Genomic DNA, 25,178 nt, shown 5'->3' on the forward strand with positions numbered 1-25,178 from the left:
TATAAACAGTGCTAATGTTCACTGTAGTCAGAAAACGATCCCTTTCATCCACAGAATGAAGATCTCAAGCCATGGCAGATAAAGACAGTGAAAACAAAGCGTTACTAGAACCTTTTCTGTCGGTGACCAAAAACAGTGGTGAAGTTATTCAGCTTCATCCCAACAAGAATAATACGGTCCAGCCTGTTGCCTTAATGCGGTTAGGATTGTTTGTTCCGACGCTGAAATCGACTGCGCGCGGTAAATCGGGTGCGATGGCTTCAACCGATGCGACCAAGGAGCTGAAAAACCTCTCGCTGGTGAAAGCCGAAGGCTATGAAAAGATTACCATCACTGGCGCGCGACTGGATATGGATAACGACTTTAAAACCTGGGCTGGCATTATCCAGTCCTTTTCGCGTTATCCGACCAAAGGCGACACGGTGACGCTGCCGTTTATCGATTTTGTGAAGATGTGTGGCATTCCTTCTGCCAACTCCTCTGCCGCGTTGCGTAAGCGACTGGATGCCTCTCTGCGTCGTATTGCGACCAACACCCTCTCTTTTGAAGGCAACGGCAAGGCGTACCATACACACCTGGTGCAGTCCGCCTATTACGACCGTGAGAAAGACATCGTTCGTATTCAGGCCGATCCTAAGCTATTTGAACTGTATAACTTCGATCACAAGGTCTTACTGCAGCTGCGGGCTATCTCACGGCTCAAGCGTAAAGAGTCAGCGCAGGCGCTTTATACTTTCCTCGAAAGTCTGCCGACCAATCCTGCACCCATCTCCCTCGCTCGTTTGCGGATGCGTCTGAACCTCGGTTCTAAAACCACCACCCAAAATCACGTAGTGCGCCGTGCAATGGAGCAGTTGAAAGAGATTGGTTACCTTGATTATTCAGAGGTGAAACGCGGCCGCTCGGTATTCTTTATCATCCACAGCCGTACGCCGAAACTTGATGGCATCAGTAATCTGGAGAGCATTGACTCGCTGGATGAGATTGAATTCGACGACTGACCTCAACATTCACTGCAATCAGTTACTGTGCGTTGCAGTGTCACTTTCAGCCGAAACGTGACACTGCGTCTTTTCCCCGTTGTTCCCTCCCGTTCACTGTAATCAGTTCCCCTGTCACTGTTTACTGCAATCAGTAACGTTCACTGTAATCAGCAAAGGTCATTCAGGTGAAACGCTACTCTTCTGAGTACATTTATAAAATCTGCCCGATAACAGTAGGTTGAAGGTTAGTGAGCGCTTGCTTTATTTTTTCCTCTCATTACCGGCCGCTGCGTTTACCCGCTTTACTGATTACAGTGAATGTTGCCATGGACTCACAGCGGTTCTGCTGATTACAGTGAACCCTTTACCTCGGTAGGTTACTGAATACAGTGAATGATAACGTCTAACTCACTGAGCAGTAAGACGATTAACTGAATCCGCATCTGAGTGCAGGCTATTACACCGACAAGCATCGCTTTTCAGGACTACCAGTGACAAAAGTGACAGGGTTGGCAAATTCACTGATTACAGTGAACGTTAAAGCCCTGTACCCCGCTGCTCTTAACCTGAGCCATACCCGCTACACATGGGGATGCCATGTTGCTTGTCGTTAGTGATGAGATGAAAAACGGTTGGAATACTGATTACAGTGAACGTTGCGCGCAGTTTGTTCTCCTGCTGGATACGCTTTGAACAAGACGCTGCTTATGGCAGCAAAGCGCGATCGTCAGGAGGAGGGTTTACTGATTACAGTGAATGGTCTGCTGATTACAGTGAATGTTTGCGGCGTTGCGGTGCCGGAGAACCCGCGCGTTAATCGGACTACTGATTACAGTGAACGTTAGATTGAGGTTCTGCGTGTGGTTAGTGGGCGGATCGGCCCTCACCCGTGGTCATCGGTTTATATAGTTGAGCGCGCTGTAACTGGCTGTAAGCCTGATTGTATCCTGCTCCGCTGCTCAGCAAACGGCAGTTAGCGCAGGGCTGCTGTTGTTTCATCGGCGTAACGCTGAAGTTCTGCATGGAGGTGTAAGGATTAACGCTTCGGCTTGAGTTTAATGCCTGAGACTGGGCACTTCGTCTAAAACGCAGCCTCATAGCATAGCCTCAAAGGCCCAGTCTCATAGCCCCAGTCTCATAGCCCAGCTTAGGCTTCACGGTTTTGCATGCATGGCACTGTCCTGCTACAGGATTTAAATCTCACGCCTCGTGACAAAGGTCCGAATTCACGTTTAAGGCTGAAATCCCGTGATTATGTCCGCCGGTTCAATGGGTAAGTCACATGGCAACGGTTTAAACTCAGATTCCAGGTCCGGTTTCTGCGCCCAGGTTCGAAGCCTCAGGCGTATGGCAAAGCTCAGGGATCTGCGCGCGGGTTGTATGCTTAAGGTTCACGGCAAAGGCCAGGTTAAGCATTCCCTGCCAGGACTGAAGGCGGACGGCAACGGTTCAATCTCAGGTCCGGGGTTCGGGTGCTGTCCGTCGGTAGGGCTTAAGGCGCGCGGCAAAGGTGCAGGATTCAACACGTCGACTCGGTGCTAAAGGTGCGCGTCAAATGCTCAGGGTTCTGCCAGCCAGTTGAGCGCCTAAGGCACGTAACAGAGGCTCAGGAATCTGCTCGCCGTCTGAGTGATTAAAGCATGCGTCTAAGGCTAAGGCTTATGCTCGCCGACTCTGTACTTAAGGCGCGCGGCAACCGTTCACCGCTCAGGTTAGGATTCAGCTCTTTTGGAGCAGATTAAACGTCAGTCGCTCCAAAGCTCAGGGCTGTACGCCGTCGCCTGAAGGCTCGCATTGGGCTGGATAGCAGATGAAGACAATCAGCACTTTTCAATGTCCGTTCAAATAAGCCGCAGTTCTGACGATGACTGTTTACTGATTACAGTGAACATTAATGCCCGGGCCTGCTTTTTTACTGATTACAGTGAATGTTGTGTTAGCAGAATAAGGCTGCGCTACTGATTATAGTGAACGTTTGACGCAATATTGGCTATTCCCCCCTGTCAGTCCCAGTGTGCGTGAGTTAGCCTGCACTCAATGATTAAACAGAACGAACAACCTTTGCTGAGATTTACTGATTACAGTGAATGATTGTCGGAATTTTCTACCGCATGAGTTACGGAGGCCATCAATTTACTGATTACAGTGAACGTTCAGGGTGTTTCGGTCCCGGTCGTGGCAGGCAGCAAGCCTCTATGGGGGGACTTTACTGATTACAGTGAACGCTCCGTTAATTGTTTCCGCAACACTGCAGTGCCGTAATGCTGAGATGCTGGGTGCTGAGGTGCTGAGGTGCTGAGGTGCTGAGGTGCTGAGGTGCTGAGGTGCTGAGGTGCTGAGGTGCTGAGATGCTGGGTGCTGAGGTGCTGAGATGCTGGGTGCTGAGGTGTGGCTCATCTTTACTGTGGTAAGCAGTTAAGAATCGCCCTCAAAAAGGGAGTAATGTTTTCTCAGTGGCAGTCGCTTACGGGCTAATTCTCTTTTAGCAGCGTCTGCGCTAACCGGAACTACTGATTACAGTGAATGTTTGAATCCCTTCCTGGTTGATATTATTGTGCCTGCTGTGCCTGCTGTGCCTGCTGTGCCCGCTCCCTGCCCTTTCCTGGCTTTATGCCCTGTTCTCTTCTTTATTGGCGACCTTAATCCTTATTACCCTGGCCACCCTTCGCCTTCTACTGATTACAGTGAATATTCTGAACCCGATTACTGATTACAGTGAACGTTCAGCTCACTTGAGAAGACTTAGCCAAAACAGTATAGCGCTGATAATGTGATGAAGCTCACCATAACCAGCCTGACTACACAAACTCGGGGTTTACGTTGAGAAGATAAATTATTGCCTCGTGTGCAGGATTTCTGTATAAAGTCATAAATCCTACATGTCTGGAGCAACTATGGCTAACGATGATAAGCAGGTAATGAAGGTGGCGCAGCGTTCAGAACGCATGCTGTTAAGCCTCACCGAGCAAATTCAGGCGCAAAAACAAGAGTTACACGAAAACACCTATTATCAGGTCTATGCCAAAGCGGCGTTAGCCAAGTTGCCTAAATTGACCCGTGCCAGTGTAGATTACGCGGTTAATGAGATGGAAGAGAGTGGCTACCAGTTTGATAAACGCGCAGCCGGTTCATCGGTAAAGTATGCGATGTCGATTCAAAACATCATCGACATTTACCACCACCGCGGTGTGCCTAAGTACCGTGACCGTCACGCTGATGCTTATACTTTGTTCGTGGGTAACCTGAAAGGCGGCGTCTCTAAGACGGTTTCCACCGTTTCGCTGGCACACGCGCTGCGCGCTCATCCCCATCTTTTATTTGAAGATTTGCGCATTCTGGTGATTGATCTCGATCCGCAGTCATCCGCCACCATGTTTTTGAATCACGAGCGTTCAGTCGGCCTGGTAGAAGCGACTGCGGCGCAGGCCATGCTGCAGAACGTAAGCCGCGATGAGCTGGTGAATGAATTCATCGTCTCATCAATCATCCCGGGTGTTGATGTACTGCCAGCGTCAATCGACGATGCCTTTATAGCCTCACGCTGGGATGAACTGTGCGCTGAGCATCTGCCAGGTCAAAACGTTCATTCAGTGCTATATGACAACGTCATAGCAAAACTGAAGAAAGATTATGACTTCATCTTTATTGATAGTGGTCCGCATCTGGACGCTTTCCTGAAGAACGCCATTGCCGCGTCAGACCTGCTGATGACGCCGGTGCCGCCTGCTCAGGTCGATTTCCATTCAACGCTGAAGTACCTGACCCGTTTACCCGAGCTGATCGGCATCATTGAAGACTCAGGTGCAACCTGCCGGCTGCAAGGCAACATCGGCTTTATGTCGAAACTCTCTAACAAGGCGGATCACAAACTGTGTCACAGCCTCGCCAAAGAAATCTTTGGTGGAGACATGCTGGACGCGGCCCTGCCCCGCCTTGACGGCTTCGAACGGTGCGGTGAGTCATTTGACACCGTGATCTCGGCAAATCCTTCAACTTATGTCGGCAGTAGTGAAGCGTTAAAAAATGCGCGCTCGGCTGCTGAGGATTTCGCTAAAGCGGTTTTTGACCGTATCGAATTTATTCGCCTGAACTGAGGTTTGTATGAGCGCAAAAAGAATTACGATTGGCAGAACCTTCAGCCAGACTCCGCTGGATAATGACAACAAGGGTGACCAGCACAGCCAGACCTTTGTGCTGGCTACCGGTAAGCGCGCACTGTTTCGCTTTGAGCGCATCGCCGCAAATGAAGTTGAAACTAAAACCTTTGTTACGATGGAAACGAACGGCCGCGACCAGGCCGGGCTGACGCCGGATTCACTGCGTGACATTATTCGCACCATAAAACTGCAACAGTTCTTCCCGGCTATCGGGATAATGCGAAACGACCGGATAGAAATCCTCGATGGTTCACGTCGTCGTGCTGCGGCAATTTATTGCAAAACCGGTCTTGATGTTCTGATCAGCGATGCAGAAATCAGCGCTGATGAGGCGCGTCGTCTGGCGCAGGATATTCAGACTGCGCGTGAACACAATCTACGTGAAGTGGGCATGCGGCTGTTAGCGCTAAAAGATGGCGGTTTGTCGCAGAAAGAGATCGCCGAGAATCAGGGTTTATCGCAGGCTAAAGTGACGCGAGCATTACAGGCGGCCAGCGTTCCGGCTGAATTGATTTCGCTGTTCCCCAACCATTCTGAGCTAACCTATCCAGACTACAAAGCGTTGTTGCAGGCTGCAGATAAACTCAGTGAATCCGGACAAACGGTTGAAGCGCTAATTGATTCAATCTCGATGGAAATTGATGTGATCTGTTCGCGTGATGGTCTGGCTGAGGATGAGCTTAAAAACCATATCCTGCGTTTGATTCGCCAGGGCAGCCAGACATTGATAAAAGAACCAGAAAAAGATAAAACGCAGGCGACAACGCTTTGGTCATTTGCTGACAAAGATCGTTTTGCCCGTAAGAAGGTTCGCGGTCGGATGTTTAGCTATGAGTTTAATCGCCAGTCGAAAGAGTTGCAGGAAGAGCTGGATAAAGTCATTGCTGAGACACTGAAAAAATATCTCTCTCGTTAATTGCTCATCGGACAATCAAGCCAGCGCTCGTCGCTGGCTTTTTTTATGTCTGCAGCCAGCAAAAATTCGCTGCGTCCTGCTCTGAAGGTGAATTTCAGGCTGAAATCGCCAGCTTTTCATTTATGAGTAATGTTGTATGTGTTTGATATATTTGAATTAAAATTGATATATGGCAGTGAAATTCAGGCTGAAATCGCCAGATTTCATTTCACACCGCCAGCGAAATGGCAGACTTCCCTGCCAAAGCCAAAGCCAAAGCCAAAGCCAAAGCCAAAGCCAAAGCCAAAGCCAAAGCCAAAGCCAAAGCCAAAGCCAAAGCCAAAGCCAAAGCCAAAGCCAAAGCCAAAGCCAAAGCCAAAGCCAAAGCCAAAGCCAAAGCCAAAGCCAAAGCCAAAGCCAAAGCCAAAGCCAAGCCAAAGCCAAAGCCAAAGCCAAAGCCAAAGCCAAAGCCAAAGCCAAAGCCAAAGCCAAAGCCAAAGCCAAAGCCAAAGCCAAAGCCAAAGCCAAAGCCAAAGCCAAAGCCAAAGCCAAAGCCAAAGCCAAAGCCAAAGCCAAAGCCAAAGCCAAAGCCGCAGATTACATTTTTTTCTGCACGTTTTTATTCAGTTTGCCAGCCCAAAACAATCACCGCTTTGCAATAAAAAAATTCAGCCAGCTGGTTCATTAGTAACCACTTAACCTTAATTTTACATTCGCTGAAACCGGTTCTGTCCCTGACAATCCGGTTACTGTAAAGGCCGCTGCCGGCAATAAATTTATACGCCAGGGGTATTTCGTTATTAAATGATTGTTTTTAATACATAAATATTATGAATTTCAGCCTGAAATCGCCACTATTTCACGCCTTAAAAGCTTGATCCTGCGCGCCCGGACGAAGCGACGAGCAAATAAAATACGCATTTTAGGTCAGCAGCGAAGCCGCGTAAGCCCAGAGAAAAAAGATACTCAGAAAATATCCCTCAGTTATCCACAGAAAAAGTGGATAACTTTTTTTGGATTAAATAACTTCACTCTCTGCCCGTTATTCTGACGATTGCCGATCGTGCATTTTGCGGCTGCTGGCTCAGTCTCATAAAACATGTTGTCATCAGGATATGTCCACCAGACCGAACAACGATATCGGTTCCTGCGCTGCAAACTGACGTTCACTGCGATCGGTAACGGTGCTTTGGATAACACTGCTCCAGCCTCGCGGCCACCTTCATTGCCGCTGCTCGCAGGCAGCAGATCGATAACTGCTCCGTTTGCTGTTTACAGTGAATAGCGTTTTTCGATTGAAAATCCGGACTCCATTGCCTGAACCGGATAAGAACAAACGCTGTTGCCCAGTGGTGCGCAGAATTCAGCTTATGCTTTGCTGTCAGAAATTCGCTGACCACTGCAATCAGTAGAGAAGGTTCGGATGAGCCCCGTTTAATCGCTTATCTCCGGCGGAACGGGGATTCAGAAATAGCGGGCTGGTGAAAATTGCAGGAAGCAGGAATCACAAAGCAGAAAAAAAAACCGGGCCAGGCCCGGTTTCGATAAAGCTTATTCCGCCAGCCAGGCGGTGATTTGCTTCACCATCGCCTCGGTAGAGATACCATAACGGTCATGCAGCGTCGGCAAAGCTCCCGCCGCCAGAAACGCATCCGGCAGTGCGATTTGCTTAAAGCGTGGCGTGACGTTGTTGCGCATCAGGACTCCGGCAATCGCCTCGCCTAAACCGCCGACCACCGAGTGATTCTCAGCAGTGATTACCAGCCGATTTGCCTCGACCGCTTCCCCCGCTTCGCGCAGGATGGTCGCTTCGTCCAGTGGCTTAATCACCGGAGAATGGACCACGCCCACCTCAATACCCTGTTTCTCCAGCGCCTCGGCAGCTTCCAGCGCCCGCATGGTCATTAAACCGCTGCTGATGATGACCGCATGCTTACCGCCACGCAGACGCTGAGCTTTACCGTGCTGATAGCGATAGTCATATTTATCCAGCACCAGCGGAACTTTACCGCGCAGCAGCCGCAGATAAACCGGACCCTGATGCTCGGCGATGGCCGGCACCACCTGGCTAATTTCCAGCGCATCACAGGGATCAATGATGGTGAGATTAGGCATCCCGCGGAAGATAGCCAAATCTTCGGTGGCCTGATGGCTGGGACCGTAACCGGTGGTCAGGCCGGGCAGCGCGCAGGCGATTTTGACGTTAAGATTTTCTTCGGCGATAGCCATACAGATAAAGTCGTAGGCCCGGCGCGAAGCAAACACCGCATAGGTAGTGACGAACGGGGTAAAGCCTTCGCGCGCCATCCCGGCCGCCGCGCTCATCAGCAATTGTTCCGCCATACCCATCTGATAGAAGCGTTCAGGAAACGCATCAGCAAACAGATGCAGGTCGGTGTACTTGCTCAGGTCAGCCGTCATTCCGACCACATCAGGCCGTTGCTGCGCCAGCGAGACCAGCGCATGTCCAAACGGTGCAGAGACCGTGGGCTGACCTTCGGCGGCGATCGACGCAATCATTGCTGAGGTTGTCAGGCGTTTTTTCTGTGGTTGTGAATTCATCTCAGACTCCTTGCTCCAGCGCGGTCAGGGCTTTATCCCACTCATCGGCATCGACCCGAATAAAGTGCGTTTTCTCACGACTCTCCAGAAAAGAGACGCCTTTACCCATCCGGGTATCGCAAATAATCACCCGGGGTTGCGGCGCCGGCCAGCTACAGGCGGCATCAAAGGCTGTCTGTAACGCTGCAATGTCATTGCCATCAACCCGCTGCGTATACCAGCCAAAGGCCTGCCAGCGATCGACGATCGGCTCGAAGGCGAGAATCTCGCTGCTGTGACCATCGGCCTGTTGGTTGTTGACGTCGATAATGGCGATCAGATTATCCAGCTGCCAGTGCGAGGCAGACATCGCCGCTTCCCAGGTCGAGCCTTCATTAAGCTCGCCATCAGAGAGCAGGTTAAAAACCCGCGCCGTCGAACCTTTCTGCTTCAGTCCGAGGCAGGCACCAACGGCGATACCCAGCCCATGACCGAGTGAGCCACCGGTGATCTCCATTCCTGGGGTATAGGCTGCCATTCCCGACATCGGTAAGCGGCTTTCATCGGTGCCGTAAGTTTCACGTTCCGTTACCGGTATCACACCCGCTTCCAGCAGCGCGGCATACAGCGCGATAGCGTAATGGCCAATCGACAGGTAGAAACGATCGCGCTGTTCCCAGTCAGGCTGGTCGGCACGATAGTTCATGGCGTGAAAATAGCTAACCGCCAGTAAATCGGCGGCACCGAGGGCCTGGCCGATATAGCCCTGTCCCTGTACCTGACCCATCAGTAAGGCGTGGCGGCGGATATTGGTGGCGCGTTGTTGCAGCGAAAGACCGGAAGATGCGTGCAGATGGTCAGTCATGTTACCCCCTGTTTAACGATTAACGTCTGCTGCCCGGATGCGCAGCACGCACAGCGCGCCACCCAACAGTACGGCAGCAATAAAATACATGCCCGTCGCGGGCGAGCCGGTTGCCGTGGTGATGGCACCTATCAGCCACGGCGAGAAGAAACCTGCCAGGTTGGCAATGCAGTTGACGGCGGCGATACCTGCGGCAGCAGAAACACCACCCAGCAGATTGGTTGGCAACATCCAGAACAGCGAAGAAGCGGAAAGAATCCCGGCGGCGGCGATACACAGCGAGAGCAGTGATAAAGAGACGCTGTGGCTCATTAAGGTCGCCAGCGACAAGCCGATAAGCCCCACCAGCATCGGGATCACCAGATGCCAGCGGCGCTCACGATGACGATCGCCACTGCGACCGGCCAGCAGCATAAAAATGATGGCGCACAGGTAGGGCAGGCTGGTCAGCAGGCCAATATGCAGCGGCTGGCTGACGCCTGAGTTTCTCACCAGGGTGGGCAACCAGAAGGTAAGGGCGTACTGGCCCATCACCACGCAAAAATAAATCAGCGCCAGCAGCCACAGGCGCTTATCTGCGACAAACGCTTTTACCGTGCTGTGACAGGCTTTCTGCTGATTATCCTCATCAAGATCGGCGCGAACCCGGCGTTTTTCCTCATCATCCAGCCAGTCCGCCTGCTCAACGCGATCTTTCAGCACCAGCAGCACCACTACACCCATTGCAATAGTTGGGATAGCCTCCAGCAGGAACATCCATTGCCAGCCTGCCCAGCCATGAAAGCCGGCAAAGGTGGCCATAATCCAGCCAGAGAGCGGGCCGCCGATCATCCCGGAGAGCGGAATGGCAATAAACCACAGCACCGTCATGCGGGCGCGTCGGTAGGAGGGGAACCAATAGGTGAGATAGAGCAGCAAGCCCGGTGCGAGGCCCGCCTCGGCGATACCCAGCAGGAAGCGCAGCAGATAGAACTGCCATGCCGTTTCAACCAGCGCGAACAGCGCCGAGATCAGGCCCCAGGTGATCATGATGCGGGCAATCCAGCGGCGAGCGCCGACCCGATGCAGGATCAGATTACTGGGAACTTCAAAAAAGAAGTAGCCGATGAAGAAGATCCCGGCGCCCAGTCCGTAGACCGTTTCGCTCAGCGACAGGTCGTCCATCATCTGTAATTTAGCGAAGCCGACATTCACGCGGTCAAGGTAGGCGCAGAGATAACACAGCATCAGCCAGGGCATTAAGCGCCAGGCAATTTTGCGATAGGTGAGATCGCGCGCAGCAGAGGCTGCGCTCAGGTTAAGCGTGGTCATGGTATTCACTCCCGGTATAAGCCCGCCGAGTGCGGGCAGGGCAGGGCGCTCGTTAGTGGATCAGCATGCCGCCGTTGACGTCCAGCGTGATGCCGGTCAGGTAACCGGAGAGATCGCTGGCGAGAAACAACGCAGCATTGGCGACATCGCTGGCTGCACCGAGGCGGCCAAGCGGAATACCGTCGATGATGGCGTGGCGGCGCTCATCCTGCAGCAGGCCGCCGGTGATGTCGGTCTGTATCAGGCCGGGAGTAATCGCATTAATACGAATCTGGTCGGGGCCAAACTCGCGCGCCATCGCTTTGGTTAAGCCCAGCACGCCGGCTTTGGCTGCGCTGTAGTGCGGACCGCCAAAAATACCGCCGCCGCGCTGCGCGGAGACGGAGGAGAGACAGACAATACTGCCGCTTTTTTGCTGCTGCATGGTGGGGATCACCGCCTGTGACATCAGCAGAGTGCCGCGCAGGTTCACATCAAGAATGCGATTGTAATCTTCCACGCTGATATCCAGCGTTTTTACCGGCTGGGTGATACCGGCATTGTTGACCAGCACATCAATGCGGCCGTAGTGCTCAAGCACCTGCTCAATCGTCCGGCGCACCGAAAGCGGATCGGTCACGTCTGCAGCCAGCCCCAGATGGCCATCACCGCACCCCAGCGCACTGGCTCTGGCCGCCTGCAGGTCTAAATCCAGTACCACGACGCGGGCACCGTGTTGAGCAAAACAGGCGGCTGTTGCACGGCCGATGCCGCGTTGAGAAGCCGCACCTGTGATAATCGCAACTTTATTTTCAAGTAACATGGTCCACTCCAGAAGAATAATTATTAGTGGTTCGGTATGCCTACCGGCAGGGTCACGATCAGAATTGATAAAGCCATCGATATTGGCAATGCAAAAAAATTCATTTGATGCTGAATGAATTTGTTGGTTTGATGCAGTTAACATTTCTGCGGTTTAAAAATGGGCATACATCACAAATTTTTGGCATGGAGAAAGAGATGGATAAGCAGGCGGACCACTTACCGTCGATTAAATCGCTGCGGGTTTTTGAGCAGGTTGCTCATTTTGGCAATGTGGCGCGCGCGGCGGAAGAATTAAGCATTACGCCTTCCGCGGCCAGTCATCAGCTGGCAAAACTGGAGCGGGAACTGGGCTGCATCCTGTTTAATCGCTCGGCAAAAGGAGTGGTGCTGACGCTGGCGGGCGAACATTACCTCAAGGAAATCAGCCCGATACTGCTGGGTCTGGCGCAGGCGACGGCGCGCATCAGCAATGAGAAAGCACGCAGCAATTTACGCATTCACTGTGCGCCCAGTTTTGGCCTGCTGTGGCTGCTGCCGCGCATCCATAAATTCCGTGACAGCTATCCCGAATTCCAGCTGACGCTCTCCTGCTCCTACGAAAATTTATCTTTCAGCCGCGATAATATTGATATTGCGGTGCGTCACGGTTTTCCGGACTGGAAGTCATTCGACATTAAAACCATCCGCCATGAAAGAATGTCGGTACTGGCTTCGCCCGATTATTTAGCCCGTCATCCGGTTACTCAGGCCGGTGATTTAATTAATCATGCATTGATATTATCGGAATCACCGCTTATTCAGTGGCCGCAGTGGTTTGCTGCTCAGCAGTTGCCCCAGCCAGATAATGAATGGCTATTTCGCTTTGACCGTTCCTATATGAGCCTGGAAGCAGCCATGCTGGGCCATGGGCTTATTTTTGAAAGTGAGTTGCTGGCGGAAGATTATTTACGCAGCGGTAAACTGGTCAGAGTTTTGCCTGAGCACTACAGCCTGCCGGTCAGCGCGCACCATCTGGTCTACCCGCGCGGATTTGCACAGTTTCCCCGCGTCAGCCACTTCCTTTGCTGGATTCAGAGCGAGCTTAACGAGTTAATATAATGTTAAATTAAGTTTCGCATCGTCACTATTCCGGCCCTGCTGCCGGTCATATTTCAGCACACCGTTTTGTAATTAAATATCCCGACAGAAAAAGCGCATTGCTAAAGCTAATTCAAAAATACCGTCTACACTTCATCTCCCAATCGGTAAATATGTTCCATTTCTATTCCGTATGAAATTTAATCAGCGGATGTTTAACTTGTTAATGGCAGGGTAATTATGAGTACGAATACACCAGATTCTGGTGAAGCGGGCGAACACGCGCCTGCCGATACGGTACGCCAGCGTATTTTTTTAGTGGTGCTGGTGGCCACTATGGGTGCGCTGGCTTTCGGTTATGACACCGGGATTATTTCGGGTGCCTTACCTTATATGACCTCACCGCCGGATCAGGGCGGATTGGGGCTTAATTCCTTCACTGAAGGGCTGGTGGCTTCCTCACTGGTGTTCGGCGCGGCTATCGGCTCGTTCCTGAGCGGCTTCTTCTCCGATCGCTTCGGGCGTCGCATCACGCTGCGCAGTCTGGCCGTGCTGTTTGTGCTTGGCTCGCTGGGCACGGCGCTGGCGCCGTCGGTCAATGTGATGGTGGCGATGCGTTTCCTGCTCGGTATCGCGGTCGGCGGGGGATCGTCTACCGTGCCGGTGTTCATCGCTGAAATTGCCGGGCCACGCCTGCGTGCGCCGCTGGTCAGCCGTAATGAGCTGATGATTGTTACCGGACAGCTGATTGCCTACGTAGCCAGTACTCTGCTGAGCTATCTGCTGCACGATGAGCATCTGTGGCGTTACATGCTGGCGATCGCCATGGTGCCGGGCCTGTTGCTGTTCATCGGGACCTTCTTTGTGCCAGCCTCGCCTCACTGGCTGGTGGCCGAAGGCCGCCTTAAAGAAGCGAAAAAAATCCTCAAATACCTGCGTGAAACGCCGCGTGAAGTGCGTCATGAAATGGCGCAGATGAAGAAGCAGGCAAGGGCGGCAGAGCGCGGACCTGATGCAAAAACCCTGATCCGCGAGAAATGGGTGATCCGTCTGATGATCATCGGTGTTGGATTGGGCTTTGTTGCCCAGTTCACCGGGGTGAATGGCTTTATGTATTACACTCCGATCATCCTTAAACAGACCGGACTGGGCACCAGCGCCTCAATTGCCGCGACCATCGGTAACGGGGTAGTTTCGGTTGTGGCCGCCATTGTCGGTATCTGGGCGGTCAGCCGCTTCCCGCGCCGGGCGATGCTGATTACCGGCCTCTGTCTGGTGATCACTTCGCAGGTTCTGCTCGGTGTGGTGATGACCTTCATCAGCCCGAGCCTGATGCAGAGCTACCTTGCCCTGGGCTGTATTCTGCTGTTCCTGTTTTGTATGCAGATGTGCATCTCGCCGGTTTACTGGCTGATGATGTCGGAACTGTTCCCGATGCAGTTGCGTGGCGTGTTAACCGGTGGTGCAGTCTCATTACAGTGGATCTTTAACGCGATAGTCGCCTTTGGCTTCCCGCCGATCATGGAATATGCCGGCAGCACCACCTTCTTCATTTTCGCTGCGATCAACGTAGGCTCGCTGATCTTTGTTATGGCGATGGTGCCTGAGACGCGCGGCAAGAGTCTGGAAGAGATTGAGTCACATATGAAAGAGAAGTTTGGCGAAAATTCTGAAGTGGCGAACGCCAGCTAATTTTTTCCGCCAGCGACACAGCAAAACCGGACTGAACCCAGTCCGGTTTTTTTTGCTCTGATGCGCGGTAGCCGCGTCATAGCTGGCCTGCACTACATATCTCCTCCGTCTGACGTTCACTGTAATCAGTAGAGCAGCACCAGTTAACATTCGCGCATCGCTGGCGATTTCAGCCTGAAATTCTGCTTGCTGGCCGATCGTCGCAGCGGATGCTGACCGGTATTACCTGGCTCAGCAGCGAAGTAAGCGAAGCATGACCGCTGACAATCTGCATCTCAGGCGCTGCGCTATACTGATTCGACATGAGCTGCGTGCGCTGAAGGGACCTGCCATGAAAACTGCCATTGCAACGGTATTGCTTACCTCGACGCTGGCCGCCGGGCCGCTTTATGCTGAAACCGCCGTTTCATCACTTTCCTCGTGGTGGGACGGCGTGACGGATGATGTCGCCACAACGTGGAATGAGCCGCAGCACACCGATCTATATCTGCCGTTTATCAGCTGGCATGCCCGCTTCATGTATGACAAAGAGAAAACTGACCACTATAACGAGATGCCGTGGGGCGGTGGCCTGGGGATTTCACGTTACAACGACAGCGGCAACTGGAGTGCGTTATATGCGATGGCGTTTAAAGACTCGCATAATAAATGGCAGCCGATTGTCGGTTATGGCTGGGAAAAAGGCTGGTATCCGGGCGCAAGTCAGGACTTCCGGTTGGGCGCGGGACTGACCGCAGGTATTACGGCGCGCGATGATTTCGGCGGATATATTCCGTTGCCGATCGTACTGCCGCTGTTCTCCGCCGGTTATAAGGCACTTAATCTGCAGTTCACCTATATTCCCGGTACCTATAACAACGGCAATGTCCTATTTGCCTGGTTCCGTTATGGATTTTAATTTCTCAGGAAAGGATGCATGAGCAGGACATTAACTATTATTGCCCGCTGGGCCAGACGCATCACCCTCGGTGCCGCGCTGCTGTTGATACTGTTGCTGATTCTTCGGGTCTATGAGGCCGGGCGCGGACCTGAATTACACCGCTGGCACACCTGGGTCCCGCATGAGTTAAGCGTCGGGCAACTCGATCACGCCAGCTACGCCGATTACCTGACGGCAGAGAACCGGCTCTTCGATGAGATGAAACGGCAGGTCAGCGACAAGCTGGAGGCGGATGAGAAAACGCCGCTCAATCGTTACTACGCCCACAGCATGATCTACCCAGAAAGCTTTGAGCGTGACTGGAACCGTTCTTACGTGCTGCGACCGGCAGGAGTACCGCGAGGTGCGGTGGTATTACTGCACGGCCTGACCGACAGTCCTTACAGCCTGCGCCATGTAGCCGAAGCCTATCAGCAGCAGGGTTATGTGGCGGTGGCGTTGCGGTTACCCGGTCACGGCACGGTCCCGGCGGGCCTGACCGATGTGGACTGGCAGGACTGGCTGGCCACCACGCGGTTAGCGGTACGCGAAGCGACCCGGCTGGCCGGTGAGAACACGCCGCTGCATCTGGTTGGATTTTCAAACGGCGGGGCACTGGCGGTCAAATACACCCTCGACACCCTGACCGATCACCATTTACGCCGCCCGCAGCAGCTGATCCTGCTGTCACCGATGATAGGAGTGACCCGCTTCGCCCGGTTTGCCGGCATCGCCGGGCTGCCTTCCATCTTTCCTGCTTTTTCCAAAACCGCCTGGCTTAATATTGTGCCGGAGTTCAATCCCTTCAAATATAACTCCTTTCCGGTACACGCGGCCCGCCAGACCTATTTACTCACCCAGGCGCTGCAAAAGCAGATTGCGCAGGAAGCGCGCAGTCAGCAGCTGGCGGATTTCCCGCCGGTGCTGACCTTTCAGTCGGTAATGGACTCGACCGTCAGCACTCCGTCGGTGATCCGCTCTCTGTATAATTATTTGCCGGATAACGGCAGTGAGCTGGTATTGTTCGATATCAATCAGGCGGTCAGCGTCAGCCCGCTGTTCCGTCACTCCTCTTACACTGCCGTTAATCAATTGCTGCCGGCTGCCCGACGTTTATATACCTCAACGGTGATTACCAACGCCTCAGCAACCTCGCTAAAAATGGTGACTAAAACCGTGCGTGCCGGTGAGACCATTGAACAGACGCAACCGCTGGCGATTAATTACCCGGCCGGTCTCTATTCGCTATCGCACGTCGCGATCCCGTTTCCGCCACAGGATGGGTTATATGGCAGTGAGCCGGCAGAAAAAAATCAGTTCGGCATCAGCTTTGGCACCCTGTCGCTGCGCGGCGAGAGTGCGGTGCTGATTGTCGGCCTCGACTCGATTATGCGTGCCACATCGAATCCGTTTTATCCCTATATGATCGACAGAATCGATCATCACATCAGCTGTAGCGATCGGCCGCAGCTGACGGAATGCCTCAGGCGCTTCTGAGGCATTCCAGCGGCAAAAAAACCGGCGAGCGGTTTCAGATGCCGTTAAGTTTTTCCATAATCTCATCGGTTAAGGTCAGACGGGCGCTGGCGAGGTTCTCCTGCAAATGCTCAGGTGAGGAGGTGCCAGGGATCAGCAGGATATTGGGCGAACGGCGCAGCAGCCAGGCGAGCGCCACCTGCATTGGCGTGGCATTCAGCGACGTGGCAACTTCATTCAGTTGGGTCGACTGCAACGGTGAGAAACCGCCCAGCGGAAAGAACGGCACGTAGGCGATCTGCTGTTGTGCCAGCTGGTCGACCAGCGCGTCATCCTGACGATTTGCCAGGTTATACATGTTTTGTACGCAGACAATCGGCGTCATGGTCTGCGCCTCGGCAATCTGCTGCTGCGTCACGTTGCTCAGACCGATATGCCGGATCAGTCCGCGCGATTGCAGTTCCAGCAATGCCGCCAGCTGCGGTTCCAGCGAACCCTCTTTGGGCTTCGCGGCATTAAACATGCTGCGCAGATTCACCACCTCGATCACATCCAGTCCCAGATGACGGAGGTTATCTTCTACCGCCTGGGTCAGCGCTTCCGGCTCCATCGCTGGCAGCCAGCCTCCTTTATCATCCCGCCGGGCACCGACTTTCGTCACAATGCACAGCTCCTGTGGGTAAGGATGCAACGCTTTTCTGATCAGCTTGTTGGTTTCGTGCGGGCCGTAAAAATCACTGGTATCAATGTGATTAACCCCTGCGGCAACGGCATCACGCAGCACCTGAATGGCCCGCGCTTCATCTTTGACCGGGCCGAAGACGCCCGGTCCAGCCAGTTGCATAGCACCGTAGCCTAAACGGTTAACGACACGATCGCCCAGCTGATACGTCATGGTGGTGTGTGACATGGAAACCTCCTGCGTGAATGTAGATTGATTGTAACGGTGATTCAGCTGTGCAACTATCCGGTGAAATCGGCACAGACTGTACGGAGTACTGCACAATGGCGGTGGATATTGCGTTGCTGGAAGCGGTGGTGGCGGTGGCGAAAGCTGGCGGGTTCCGCGAGGCGGCTCGCGTGAGCGGCAGTAACGCCTCACGCCTGAGCGAGGCGGTGCGCCGGGCAGAGCAGCAGCTCGGTATCCGGTTGTTTCATCGCACCACGCGCACGGTGGTGTTAACGGAAGCGGGCAGGGCGCTGATGGAACGCCTGCTACCGGCGATGAATGAGGTCAATGCCGCGCTGGATGCGATCAATCTTTATCGCAATACACCCGGCGGGACGCTGCGGCTGAACGTACCGGTGAGCGCCACGCGGCTGGTGTTGCCGGCGCTGATCCCGGCGTTTCTGCGGCGTTATCCCGATATTCAGCTGGAGATTGTCGCCGAAAGTAACGTTCAGGATGTGTTCCGCGACGGCTGCGATGCCGGCATTCGCTACGATGAACGGCTGGAGCAGGATGTGGTGGCGCTGCCGATTGGCCCCCGGATTCAGCGGTTTGCAGCGGCCGCCTCTGCCGATTATCTGGCTGAAAAGGGGCGTCCGACCCATCCGCGCGATCTGATCGATCATCGTTGCCTGCGCGGCCGTTACGCCAGCGGCGTGATGCCGGACTGGGAGTTCAGCCGGGATGGCACCAACCTGAGCGTGCAGGTTAGCGGGCCGCTGGTGGTGAGTGTCGGTGGCGCAGTCGATCTGGCTGTTGAGGCGGCGATGGCCGGTAGCGGCATCGTTTATCTGTTTGAAGAGTGGCTGCGACCCGCTTTTGAGAGCGGCAAACTGGAACCGTTGCTACAGCCGTGGTGGCTCAGCTTCTCCGGGCCGTGGCTTTATTACCACGATCGCCGGTTAATTCCGGCACCGTTACAGGCTTTTATCGATTTTGTTCGTGAAGATAATCTCAGCCGTACCAGCTAAATCCCTGCGGCACCCGCGAAAAGCCAGCATGGCGCAGCACGCTGAGTAACGGCGACTGCGACACCGGCTGACCGTTAACCGTTTCCAGCGTAAAGCTCAGCGATTTTTCGCGTTTCAGTGCCACCGCCAGTGCGGCGATGGCGGCATGCTGTTGCGCGTCATCATCGGTGAAAAGCAGCAGATCTTTTCCGCCCTGCGGCAGATACAGAGCCAGCTTGCCAGCGGCGATCACCACCCGCGCGCCCAGACGTCGCACCGGACGTACTCCGCTCGGATGAAGCGGCCAGCCCAGCGTCGCGCCAAACGGATTCGCCGGATCCATCGCCGCCAGCGCCACGGCTGCGGTGGTTTCCGCCGGTTGCTGCGCCAGTTCACGCAGTCGCTCAATGCTCACGGCGTCAGCGAACTGCGTGCCGCCAGCGCCGGTAATAAAGCGCCCACGCATAATCCGTCCGGCATCCTCCATACCGCGTAATACCGGCTGTAACGCGGGAAAGCCGCCTGGGATCTGTTCTGAAATCGCGCTACCACGGCTGATGACGCCATAGCGGTCGAGCATATTTTCCGCCAGCGCGAGCGCCTGTCGGGTCGGCGAGATTTCCCGGCGAGTGAGACGTGACCAGCGACCGGCAATAGTATTGACCCCGGGACCCCGCCCCGGCAGCGCGGACGGGGTGAAGCGCTGGCCGTGACGGGTCCGCAGCGTTCGCGTCGGCCGTGAACGTGTCGCGCCAGACGATCCCAGCAGTCCGCGCAACGCTATCCAGCTGTCGGTGGCGATCGCGCCCTGCCACACCAGTTGCCACAGCGCGGCATAAACCTCAGCGGACGGCGGCGATTCCGGCCCGTCGAGTTTTGCCATAATCTCGTGGGCGAACCACGCGCCGCCGTGACTGAGCGCCTCCAGGATCGCCTGCTGTAATGCTGTCAGCGGTTGTGCTGAATCGAATGGCGGCAAGGTCTCAGCGGCAAACTCGCTCAGATGCAGCGAGACCAGACCGTCGTTGTTACCCAGTGCCTTATGCCCACACCAGATCACGTCACCGCTGGCGAGTAGCTCATCAAGCATCGCTGGCTGGTAATCGCGAATGCGGGCGCGGAGGATCTGCGACTCCCACAGCGATGCCGGCAGCGCCACTCCCGCCAGCTGCTCAATCACCCGCGCCAGTCCGTCGACATCCTGGTAAACAGCCTGGGCAACGGGAGAAGGCTCACGGGTGAAGGCCGCCGCCGGATTGAGTACGCCGTGTCGCTCCAGCAGTAACGTCACCCAGGCAGTGGGAGGGACCGGGCGGGTCGCCTCGCGTGCTGATTGCAGTGAACGTAGCCGAAGCCGTTTAAAAATGTCGGATGAGACCCAGACGCTGCCAGCCGGGCTGGTTCCGCTACTCATGTGCAGCAGTTTGCCTTGTTCGCGTAACGGCTGCAGTGCGCTGTTGATCACCGCGACGCCTGCGCCATAGCGATCGGCAAGCTGCTGCGCGCTGAACTGGGCGTGGGTACGGGCATAACGGGTGATTAAATCGCGCAGCGGATCGGGCAGCGGTTGTAAAAAGGTAGCAGGCAAATTATCAGGGATGACGGTCGCAAGCGCATCGCGCAGACGGGCAGCATCTTCCACCACCGCCCAGCGCGCCTCACCGGCAAGGGTGACCGGAATGACCCGCTGTGCCGCGGTAAACTGCCGTAACGCCGCCGCCACATGTTGCCGATCGCCGTGGAAACGCGCTTCAATTTCAGCTCGCGACAGCGGGCCGAGTTCGCGCAGCAGATCGACGATGCCTTCGGCATGCTGAGCCTGATAACGTGGGTCCAGCCGCTGTAACTCCTGCTCGACCTGTCCGACAACGGCGGGAGCCAGTAAATCACCTTTATCGGTCTGACCCAGCAGTTCACCCAGCAGGTGACTGTCGAGCGCCAGTAAAGAGGCATGGCGCTCTGCCTGTGGCGCATCGCTGGCATAGATAAATTCTGCCACATAGCCAAACAGCAGCGGCGCCGCGAACGGCGAGGGAACGTCAGTTGTGACCTCAACAAACTGCACGCTTCCCTGCTGTATCTGATTCATCAGACGGTGCAGGGCGGACAAATCGTACACATCCTGCAGACACTCGCGCGCGGTCTCAATCAGGATTGGGAAATCCTGATACTGGCGAGCCACTTCCAGCAGCTGGCCGGCCCGTAAACGCTGTTGCCAGAGTGGAGATCGTTTACCCGGATTGCGTCTCGGCAGCAGTAACGCCCGGGAAGCGCATTCACGAAAGCGGGCAGCGAACAGTGCTGAGCCGCCGATGGTGTCAGAAACACGCTGCGTCAGGTTATCGGCATCAAACACAAACAGTTCCGCGCCTGGCACCCGACCTTCGCTGTCGGGAAAACGGGCAACGATGCCATCGTCGCTGGCGACCACGGACGCATCCATGCCGAGGTGCTGCTGAATACGTGCCGCAATCGCCAGCGCCCAGGGCGCATGGATGCGTTGTCCCCAAGGTGAATGCAGGATCACTCGCCAGTCACCGCTTTCATCACGGCAGCGCTCAAGCACTAAGGTGCGGTCGCTGGGAAGAACGCCGGTGGCGGCGCGCTGTTCTGCCAGTAACGACAGCAGATTGTTGACCGCATTGTCATCCAGCCCGAGTGAGCGCAGATAACGTTGTGCCTCGACGGGCGTTGCGCTATCAAGCTGACGCAAAAAAACCGCCAGGGCGGCACCCGCATCGGCAGCCCGGCCAATGCCTTCACCGCGCCAGAACGGCAGGCGTGCGGATCGACCTGGCGCTGGCACCACCACTACCTGATCGTGAGTTATCTGCTGGATCCGCCATGACGTTGCGCCGAGGGTGATGATGTCATTCACCCGCGATTCATACACCATCTCTTCATCCAGCTCGCCGACCCGGCGCGATCCTGACTGCTCTTCGCCCTCCGGCAGAATGACGTTGAACATGCCGCGATCGGGAATGGTGCCGCCGCTGGTGACGGCCAGATGCTGGGTGCCGGGCCGCGCCGTTAACAGGCCGCTTTGGCGATCCCAGACCAGGCGGGGACGCAGATGAGCGAAATCATCCGAGGGAAACTTGCCGGCCAGCATATCCAGCGTGGCGTCGAACACGCGGCGTGATAGGGTGCGGAACGGATCGGCACGCCGCACCCGTTCAAACCATTCATCCGCCTGCAATGGCTCCATAGCGACCGCTGCCAGCGTCTGCTGCGCCAGAATGTCCAGCGGGTTACGCGGCGGCGAAAGGGCATCAAGCTGACCGTTCTGCATCGACTGTACCGTCACGGCGGCGTCAAGCAGATCGCGGCGGGTACGGGGAAACAGGATACCGGTCGAGGCTCCGCCAACCTGGTGTCCGGCCCGGCCAACCCGCTGCAGCGCGCTGGCCACGGACAACGGCGCGCCGACCTGAATTACCAAATCGACCGGCCCCATATCAATGCCAAGTTCCAGGCTCGACGTCGCCACCACACAGCGCAGTTCGCCCTGTTTCAGCGCCGACTCGATTTCACTGCGCTGCTCTTTCGACACTGAACCGTGGTGGGAGCGCGCAATAACCGCAGGCGCGCTGTCGCTGCGATTCTGGCTGCCGCCGGAAAAGGAGTCATATTGCTGCGCCGGATGCGGCTGTCTTTCCGCTGGCTGCGTCGCCGCGTAGCGTTCATTCAGCCGCGCGGTCAGTTTTTCTGCCAGCCCGCGTGAGTTAGCAAACACCAGCGTGGCACGATGCGCCATGACCAGCTGCAGAATGCGTGTCTCAATGTAGGGCCAGATAGATCCGCCCGCCCCGCTATGAGGTTTCGGATCGCTGGCGATATCGGTCATGTCGGTCACCGGCACTTCAATGCTGAGATGCAAGGTGCGGCCAGCGGCGGGATTTACCACCTGGGTCGGCTGACAGCCGCCAAGGAATGCCGCCACCCGTTCGACCGGGCGTACCGTGGCGGACAGGCCAATGCGCTGAGCGGGCTGCGGCAGTAAGGCATCAAGCCGCTCAAGGCTGAGCGCCAGTTGAGAGCCGCGCTTTGATCCCGCTACCGCATGCACTTCATCTACAATCACCGTGGTGACGCCCTGCAAGGTGTCGCGGGCTTTTGAGGTCAGCATCAGAAACAGCGATTCCGGGGTTGTAATCAGAATGTCCGGCGGCCGTCGCAGCAGTTTTGCCCGCTCCGCGCTGGGCGTATCGCCGGATCGCATCCCGACCTGCAGTGTTATCTCTGGCTCGCCCTGTTGCTGACGTTCGGCAACCACACCGGCCAGCGGCACATTGAGGTTACGCTGCACATCAGCCGCCAGCGCTTTAACCGGCGATATGTACAAAATGCGGGTGGTGGTCTGGCGATCAGGCGCAGGCTGCCCGGTGCGTAACTGGAACAGCGAGTCGATTGCGGTCAGGAAGGCCGCCAGAGTTTTCCCCGAGCCGGTTGGCGCAATCACCAGACAGTGCTGACCGCTGGCAATAGCCTGCCATGCCGATTGCTGCACCGGCGTGGGTGCGTCAAAGGCGGTGGAGAACCAGCGCCGTGTGGCGGGTGAAAACAGCGCTAAAGCATCATCAGAACGGGAATCAGGCATGATATTTATGGCGTTACGCCTCGACAGCGCTCAGTGAATCAACCCGTTGAGTGTAAATGATAATCGCCGTTTGTGAATGACGCCCCGGCGGGCGGCACGTCAATCAGCCCACTCCTCAGGATTGTGCCGTGCTGGCAAATGAACCGGATCGCACCGCCAGCAGCGACACCAGCGCCAGTATCACTATCGTCATGCCATAAAGAAACGCGGTCTGGGTCAGGCCAATGTGTGGCGCGGCGATACCTGCCAGAATCGCCGGCACGGCGAAGGCGAGATAGCTTTTGATTAAAAAAGCAGAGAACAACCCGGCGCGCTGATGGCTTTCCGCCAGTTGCATAATGATCTTCAGCACATTTGAAAAGATTGAGCCAAATCCCTGTCCCGCAATAACAGTACCGAGATAGAGCAAGGCGACGCTATGCAAACCAACGCCAGTCAGCGTGACACTGACGCCAGCTATCAGCATCAGCGTACCGATTAACAGCGCTCGCGCCGGTGCTAACGACCGGAAGATAAACACTGCGGCGGTCGCACTCAGCATCAGGGTCGCCACCACGCTGCCGCCAACAAAAGGTGAAGTCAGACCGGTAGCGCTGATCACCAGCGTCGGCATTAATGAAAGATAGAATCCGCCCAGCATCCAGGTTGCAATGTTCACCGGTGCGACTTTCAACAACGGCCCGAGCGCCCGACGCGGGATCATCACCTGCGGCCGGAGTGCAGCCAGTACGCCCGGCTGGGGTGAAATGGTTTCGGGTATCAGCGGTAACAGCGCCATCGTCACCAGCATCGCCAGCAACAATAGCGCATAGAGCGTGACGGTAGGGAAGGGAGCGTAAGTGACCAGTATGCTGCCTGCCAGCGTGCCCAGCGTCATTCCCAGAAACGCGGTGACTGAGTTGAGCAACGGACCACGATGTTTATTGGCATCGATCAGAGTGGCACCAAAGGTCGGTAAGGCGATACCGGTCGCAAAGCCCTGAACCAGACGGGCGCCGATTAAAACCGCGGCAGAATCTGCACAGATAAAAATCATCAGCGCCACGCTATTAAGCGCCAGCGCCAGCAACATCAGTGGCCGACGGCCGGTATAGTCAGAGATTTTTCCCACCGTCAGCAGCGCCGCCAGTAAGGCGAACGCGTAGACGCCAAATATCACGGTGAGCAGCGACGGACTGAGATGAAACAGCGTGCGGTAGAGCGGATAAAGCGGTGTCGGGGCACTGCTGGTGGCAGAAATCAGTACCGCGCCAGTGAAGCTGAAAAGCGTCAGGCGCGCAGCAGACTGGGGGGGCAGAACGGGCTGGATGGCTGTCATGATCGATACCTTAATGCAAAGGATTAGCTTTAATCAGGTATACGGGCAGGGCGTCCTTAATGCAATATCTTTGCTTTAACCTTTCCTGCGGTGTTGTTAGCAGGATGGGATTAAACCGAATGGGGAACCCGGTTCGGAGAGGTCAATTCATAAGTAACTTTTTGAAAAATAGATGATTATATATCGTTACATTCATAAAGGCATAATCGTCAGCCGGTTTGTACGGATAACTGCGTTACAGATTCGCGGAGAATGTGTTCACTGATTACAGTGAATGAAGAGGGGGACAGGAGAAGCCAGAAACAGAGGTGAACAGGCCGTATCATTCAGTTATTTCGCTCAACTCAGACTGTCCGGGCGATCGCTAACCTGAATGTCCACGACAACAGCTTCGTTTTTGCCCTATAAGCGCGCAGGCAGGATAGTTAAGACGCTCGCATCTGCTGTTGCGACCCTATACGTTCGGCTAAAACAGCCGGTTCCTATGCGGGGGAGAGTCAGCGCAGCACTGAACGCTGACTGTACTGACTTCAGTGAACAATGAGCACCTGCAGCCATGTCTGCGTGAGTCAATCATCAGGACGCGTGCTCGCCTCAACCCGGATACGGATCATAACCCCTTCATACCGATCGATGACCAT

General features: G+C 55.2%; 16 protein-coding genes. 9 read left to right on the plus strand and 7 right to left on the minus strand.

Annotated elements, in window-relative coordinates; genetic code table 11:
• Positions 1-71: 71 nt before the first annotated feature.
• The 4 genes from AC6I8D_RS19900 (at position 72) to AC6I8D_RS19915 (ending at position 6,697) form a co-directional block, all read left to right on the plus strand.
• The gene (locus AC6I8D_RS19900; RefSeq protein ID WP_031376864.1) at positions 72-1,001 is read left to right on the plus strand and encodes a RepB family plasmid replication initiator protein; all 930 of its coding nucleotides are present in this window, start codon (positions 72-74) and stop codon (positions 999-1,001) included.
• Between the two features lie 2,876 nt (positions 1,002-3,877).
• Complete coding sequence (locus AC6I8D_RS19905; RefSeq protein ID WP_046289285.1) at positions 3,878-5,077, plus strand: AAA family ATPase; 1,200 nt, start codon at positions 3,878-3,880, stop codon at positions 5,075-5,077.
• Between the two features lie 7 nt (positions 5,078-5,084).
• On the plus strand, positions 5,085-6,056 hold the full coding sequence (locus tag AC6I8D_RS19910; RefSeq protein WP_312757726.1) for a ParB family protein: 972 nt from the start codon (positions 5,085-5,087) through the stop codon (positions 6,054-6,056).
• Positions 6,057-6,280: 224 nt separating this feature from the next.
• Positions 6,281-6,697, plus strand: coding sequence for a hypothetical protein (locus AC6I8D_RS19915; RefSeq protein WP_497820700.1), 417 nt, complete (start codon positions 6,281-6,283; stop codon positions 6,695-6,697).
• 889 nt (positions 6,698-7,586) lie between these two features.
• Here AC6I8D_RS19915 and AC6I8D_RS19920 read toward each other — a convergent pair.
• From AC6I8D_RS19920 to AC6I8D_RS19935, 4 genes are read right to left on the minus strand one after another with little or no spacing between them, the layout of a single operon-like run.
• On the minus strand, positions 7,587-8,597 hold the full coding sequence (locus AC6I8D_RS19920; RefSeq protein WP_497820701.1) for a transketolase family protein: 1,011 nt from the start codon (positions 8,595-8,597) through the stop codon (positions 7,587-7,589).
• A gap of 1 nt (position 8,598) precedes the next feature.
• Positions 8,599-9,441: a transketolase gene (locus AC6I8D_RS19925; protein WP_312757728.1), complete on the minus strand. Its 843-nt coding sequence runs from the start codon at positions 9,439-9,441 to the stop codon at positions 8,599-8,601.
• Positions 9,442-9,453: 12 nt separating this feature from the next.
• Positions 9,454-10,752, minus strand: a complete 1,299-nt coding sequence (locus AC6I8D_RS19930; protein WP_312055543.1) for an MFS transporter — start codon at positions 10,750-10,752, stop codon at positions 9,454-9,456.
• 52 nt (positions 10,753-10,804) lie between these two features.
• On the minus strand, positions 10,805-11,554 hold the full coding sequence (locus tag AC6I8D_RS19935; protein WP_497820702.1) for an SDR family NAD(P)-dependent oxidoreductase: 750 nt from the start codon (positions 11,552-11,554) through the stop codon (positions 10,805-10,807).
• A gap of 197 nt (positions 11,555-11,751) precedes the next feature.
• Here AC6I8D_RS19935 and AC6I8D_RS19940 point away from each other — a divergent pair, with 197 nt between their 5' ends.
• The 4 genes from AC6I8D_RS19940 to AC6I8D_RS19955 all read left to right on the plus strand — a co-directional run bounded on the left by AC6I8D_RS19940 (position 11,752) and on the right by AC6I8D_RS19955 (position 16,741).
• The gene (locus tag AC6I8D_RS19940; protein ID WP_312055545.1) at positions 11,752-12,654 is read left to right on the plus strand and encodes a LysR substrate-binding domain-containing protein; all 903 of its coding nucleotides are present in this window, start codon (positions 11,752-11,754) and stop codon (positions 12,652-12,654) included.
• 219 nt (positions 12,655-12,873) lie between these two features.
• Positions 12,874-14,325, plus strand: a complete 1,452-nt coding sequence (locus AC6I8D_RS19945) for a sugar porter family MFS transporter (protein ID WP_312055546.1) — start codon at positions 12,874-12,876, stop codon at positions 14,323-14,325.
• Positions 14,326-14,656: 331 nt separating this feature from the next.
• Complete coding sequence (gene pagP / locus AC6I8D_RS19950; protein ID WP_497820703.1) at positions 14,657-15,223, plus strand: lipid IV(A) palmitoyltransferase PagP; 567 nt, start codon at positions 14,657-14,659, stop codon at positions 15,221-15,223.
• A gap of 18 nt (positions 15,224-15,241) precedes the next feature.
• Positions 15,242-16,741, plus strand: coding sequence for an alpha/beta hydrolase (locus tag AC6I8D_RS19955; RefSeq protein ID WP_497820704.1), 1,500 nt, complete (start codon positions 15,242-15,244; stop codon positions 16,739-16,741).
• 34 nt (positions 16,742-16,775) lie between these two features.
• Here AC6I8D_RS19955 and AC6I8D_RS19960 read toward each other — a convergent pair whose 3' ends face one another.
• Positions 16,776-17,630, minus strand: coding sequence for an aldo/keto reductase family oxidoreductase (locus AC6I8D_RS19960; protein WP_312055549.1), 855 nt, complete (start codon positions 17,628-17,630; stop codon positions 16,776-16,778).
• Positions 17,631-17,725: 95 nt separating this feature from the next.
• On the opposite strand from AC6I8D_RS19960, the gene AC6I8D_RS19965 reads away from it, so the two are divergent.
• Positions 17,726-18,640 (plus strand): LysR substrate-binding domain-containing protein, encoded by a 915-nt coding sequence (locus tag AC6I8D_RS19965; protein WP_497820705.1) that lies wholly within the window; start codon positions 17,726-17,728, stop codon positions 18,638-18,640.
• Here AC6I8D_RS19965 and AC6I8D_RS19970 read toward each other — a convergent pair.
• Positions 18,624-23,219 carry an ATP-dependent helicase gene (locus AC6I8D_RS19970; RefSeq protein ID WP_497820706.1) on the minus strand — a complete coding sequence of 1,532 codons (4,596 nt, stop codon included), beginning with the start codon at positions 23,217-23,219 and terminating at the stop codon, positions 18,624-18,626. The genes AC6I8D_RS19965 and AC6I8D_RS19970 overlap by 17 nt on opposite strands.
• A 115-nt stretch (positions 23,220-23,334) precedes the next feature.
• Positions 23,335-24,528, minus strand: a complete 1,194-nt coding sequence (locus tag AC6I8D_RS19975) for an MFS transporter (RefSeq protein ID WP_497821049.1) — start codon at positions 24,526-24,528, stop codon at positions 23,335-23,337.
• Between the last annotated feature and the right edge of the window lie 650 nt (positions 24,529-25,178).

The sequence above is a fragment of the Pantoea sp. X-Soil-MYKO-1785 genome (assembly GCF_059730675.1).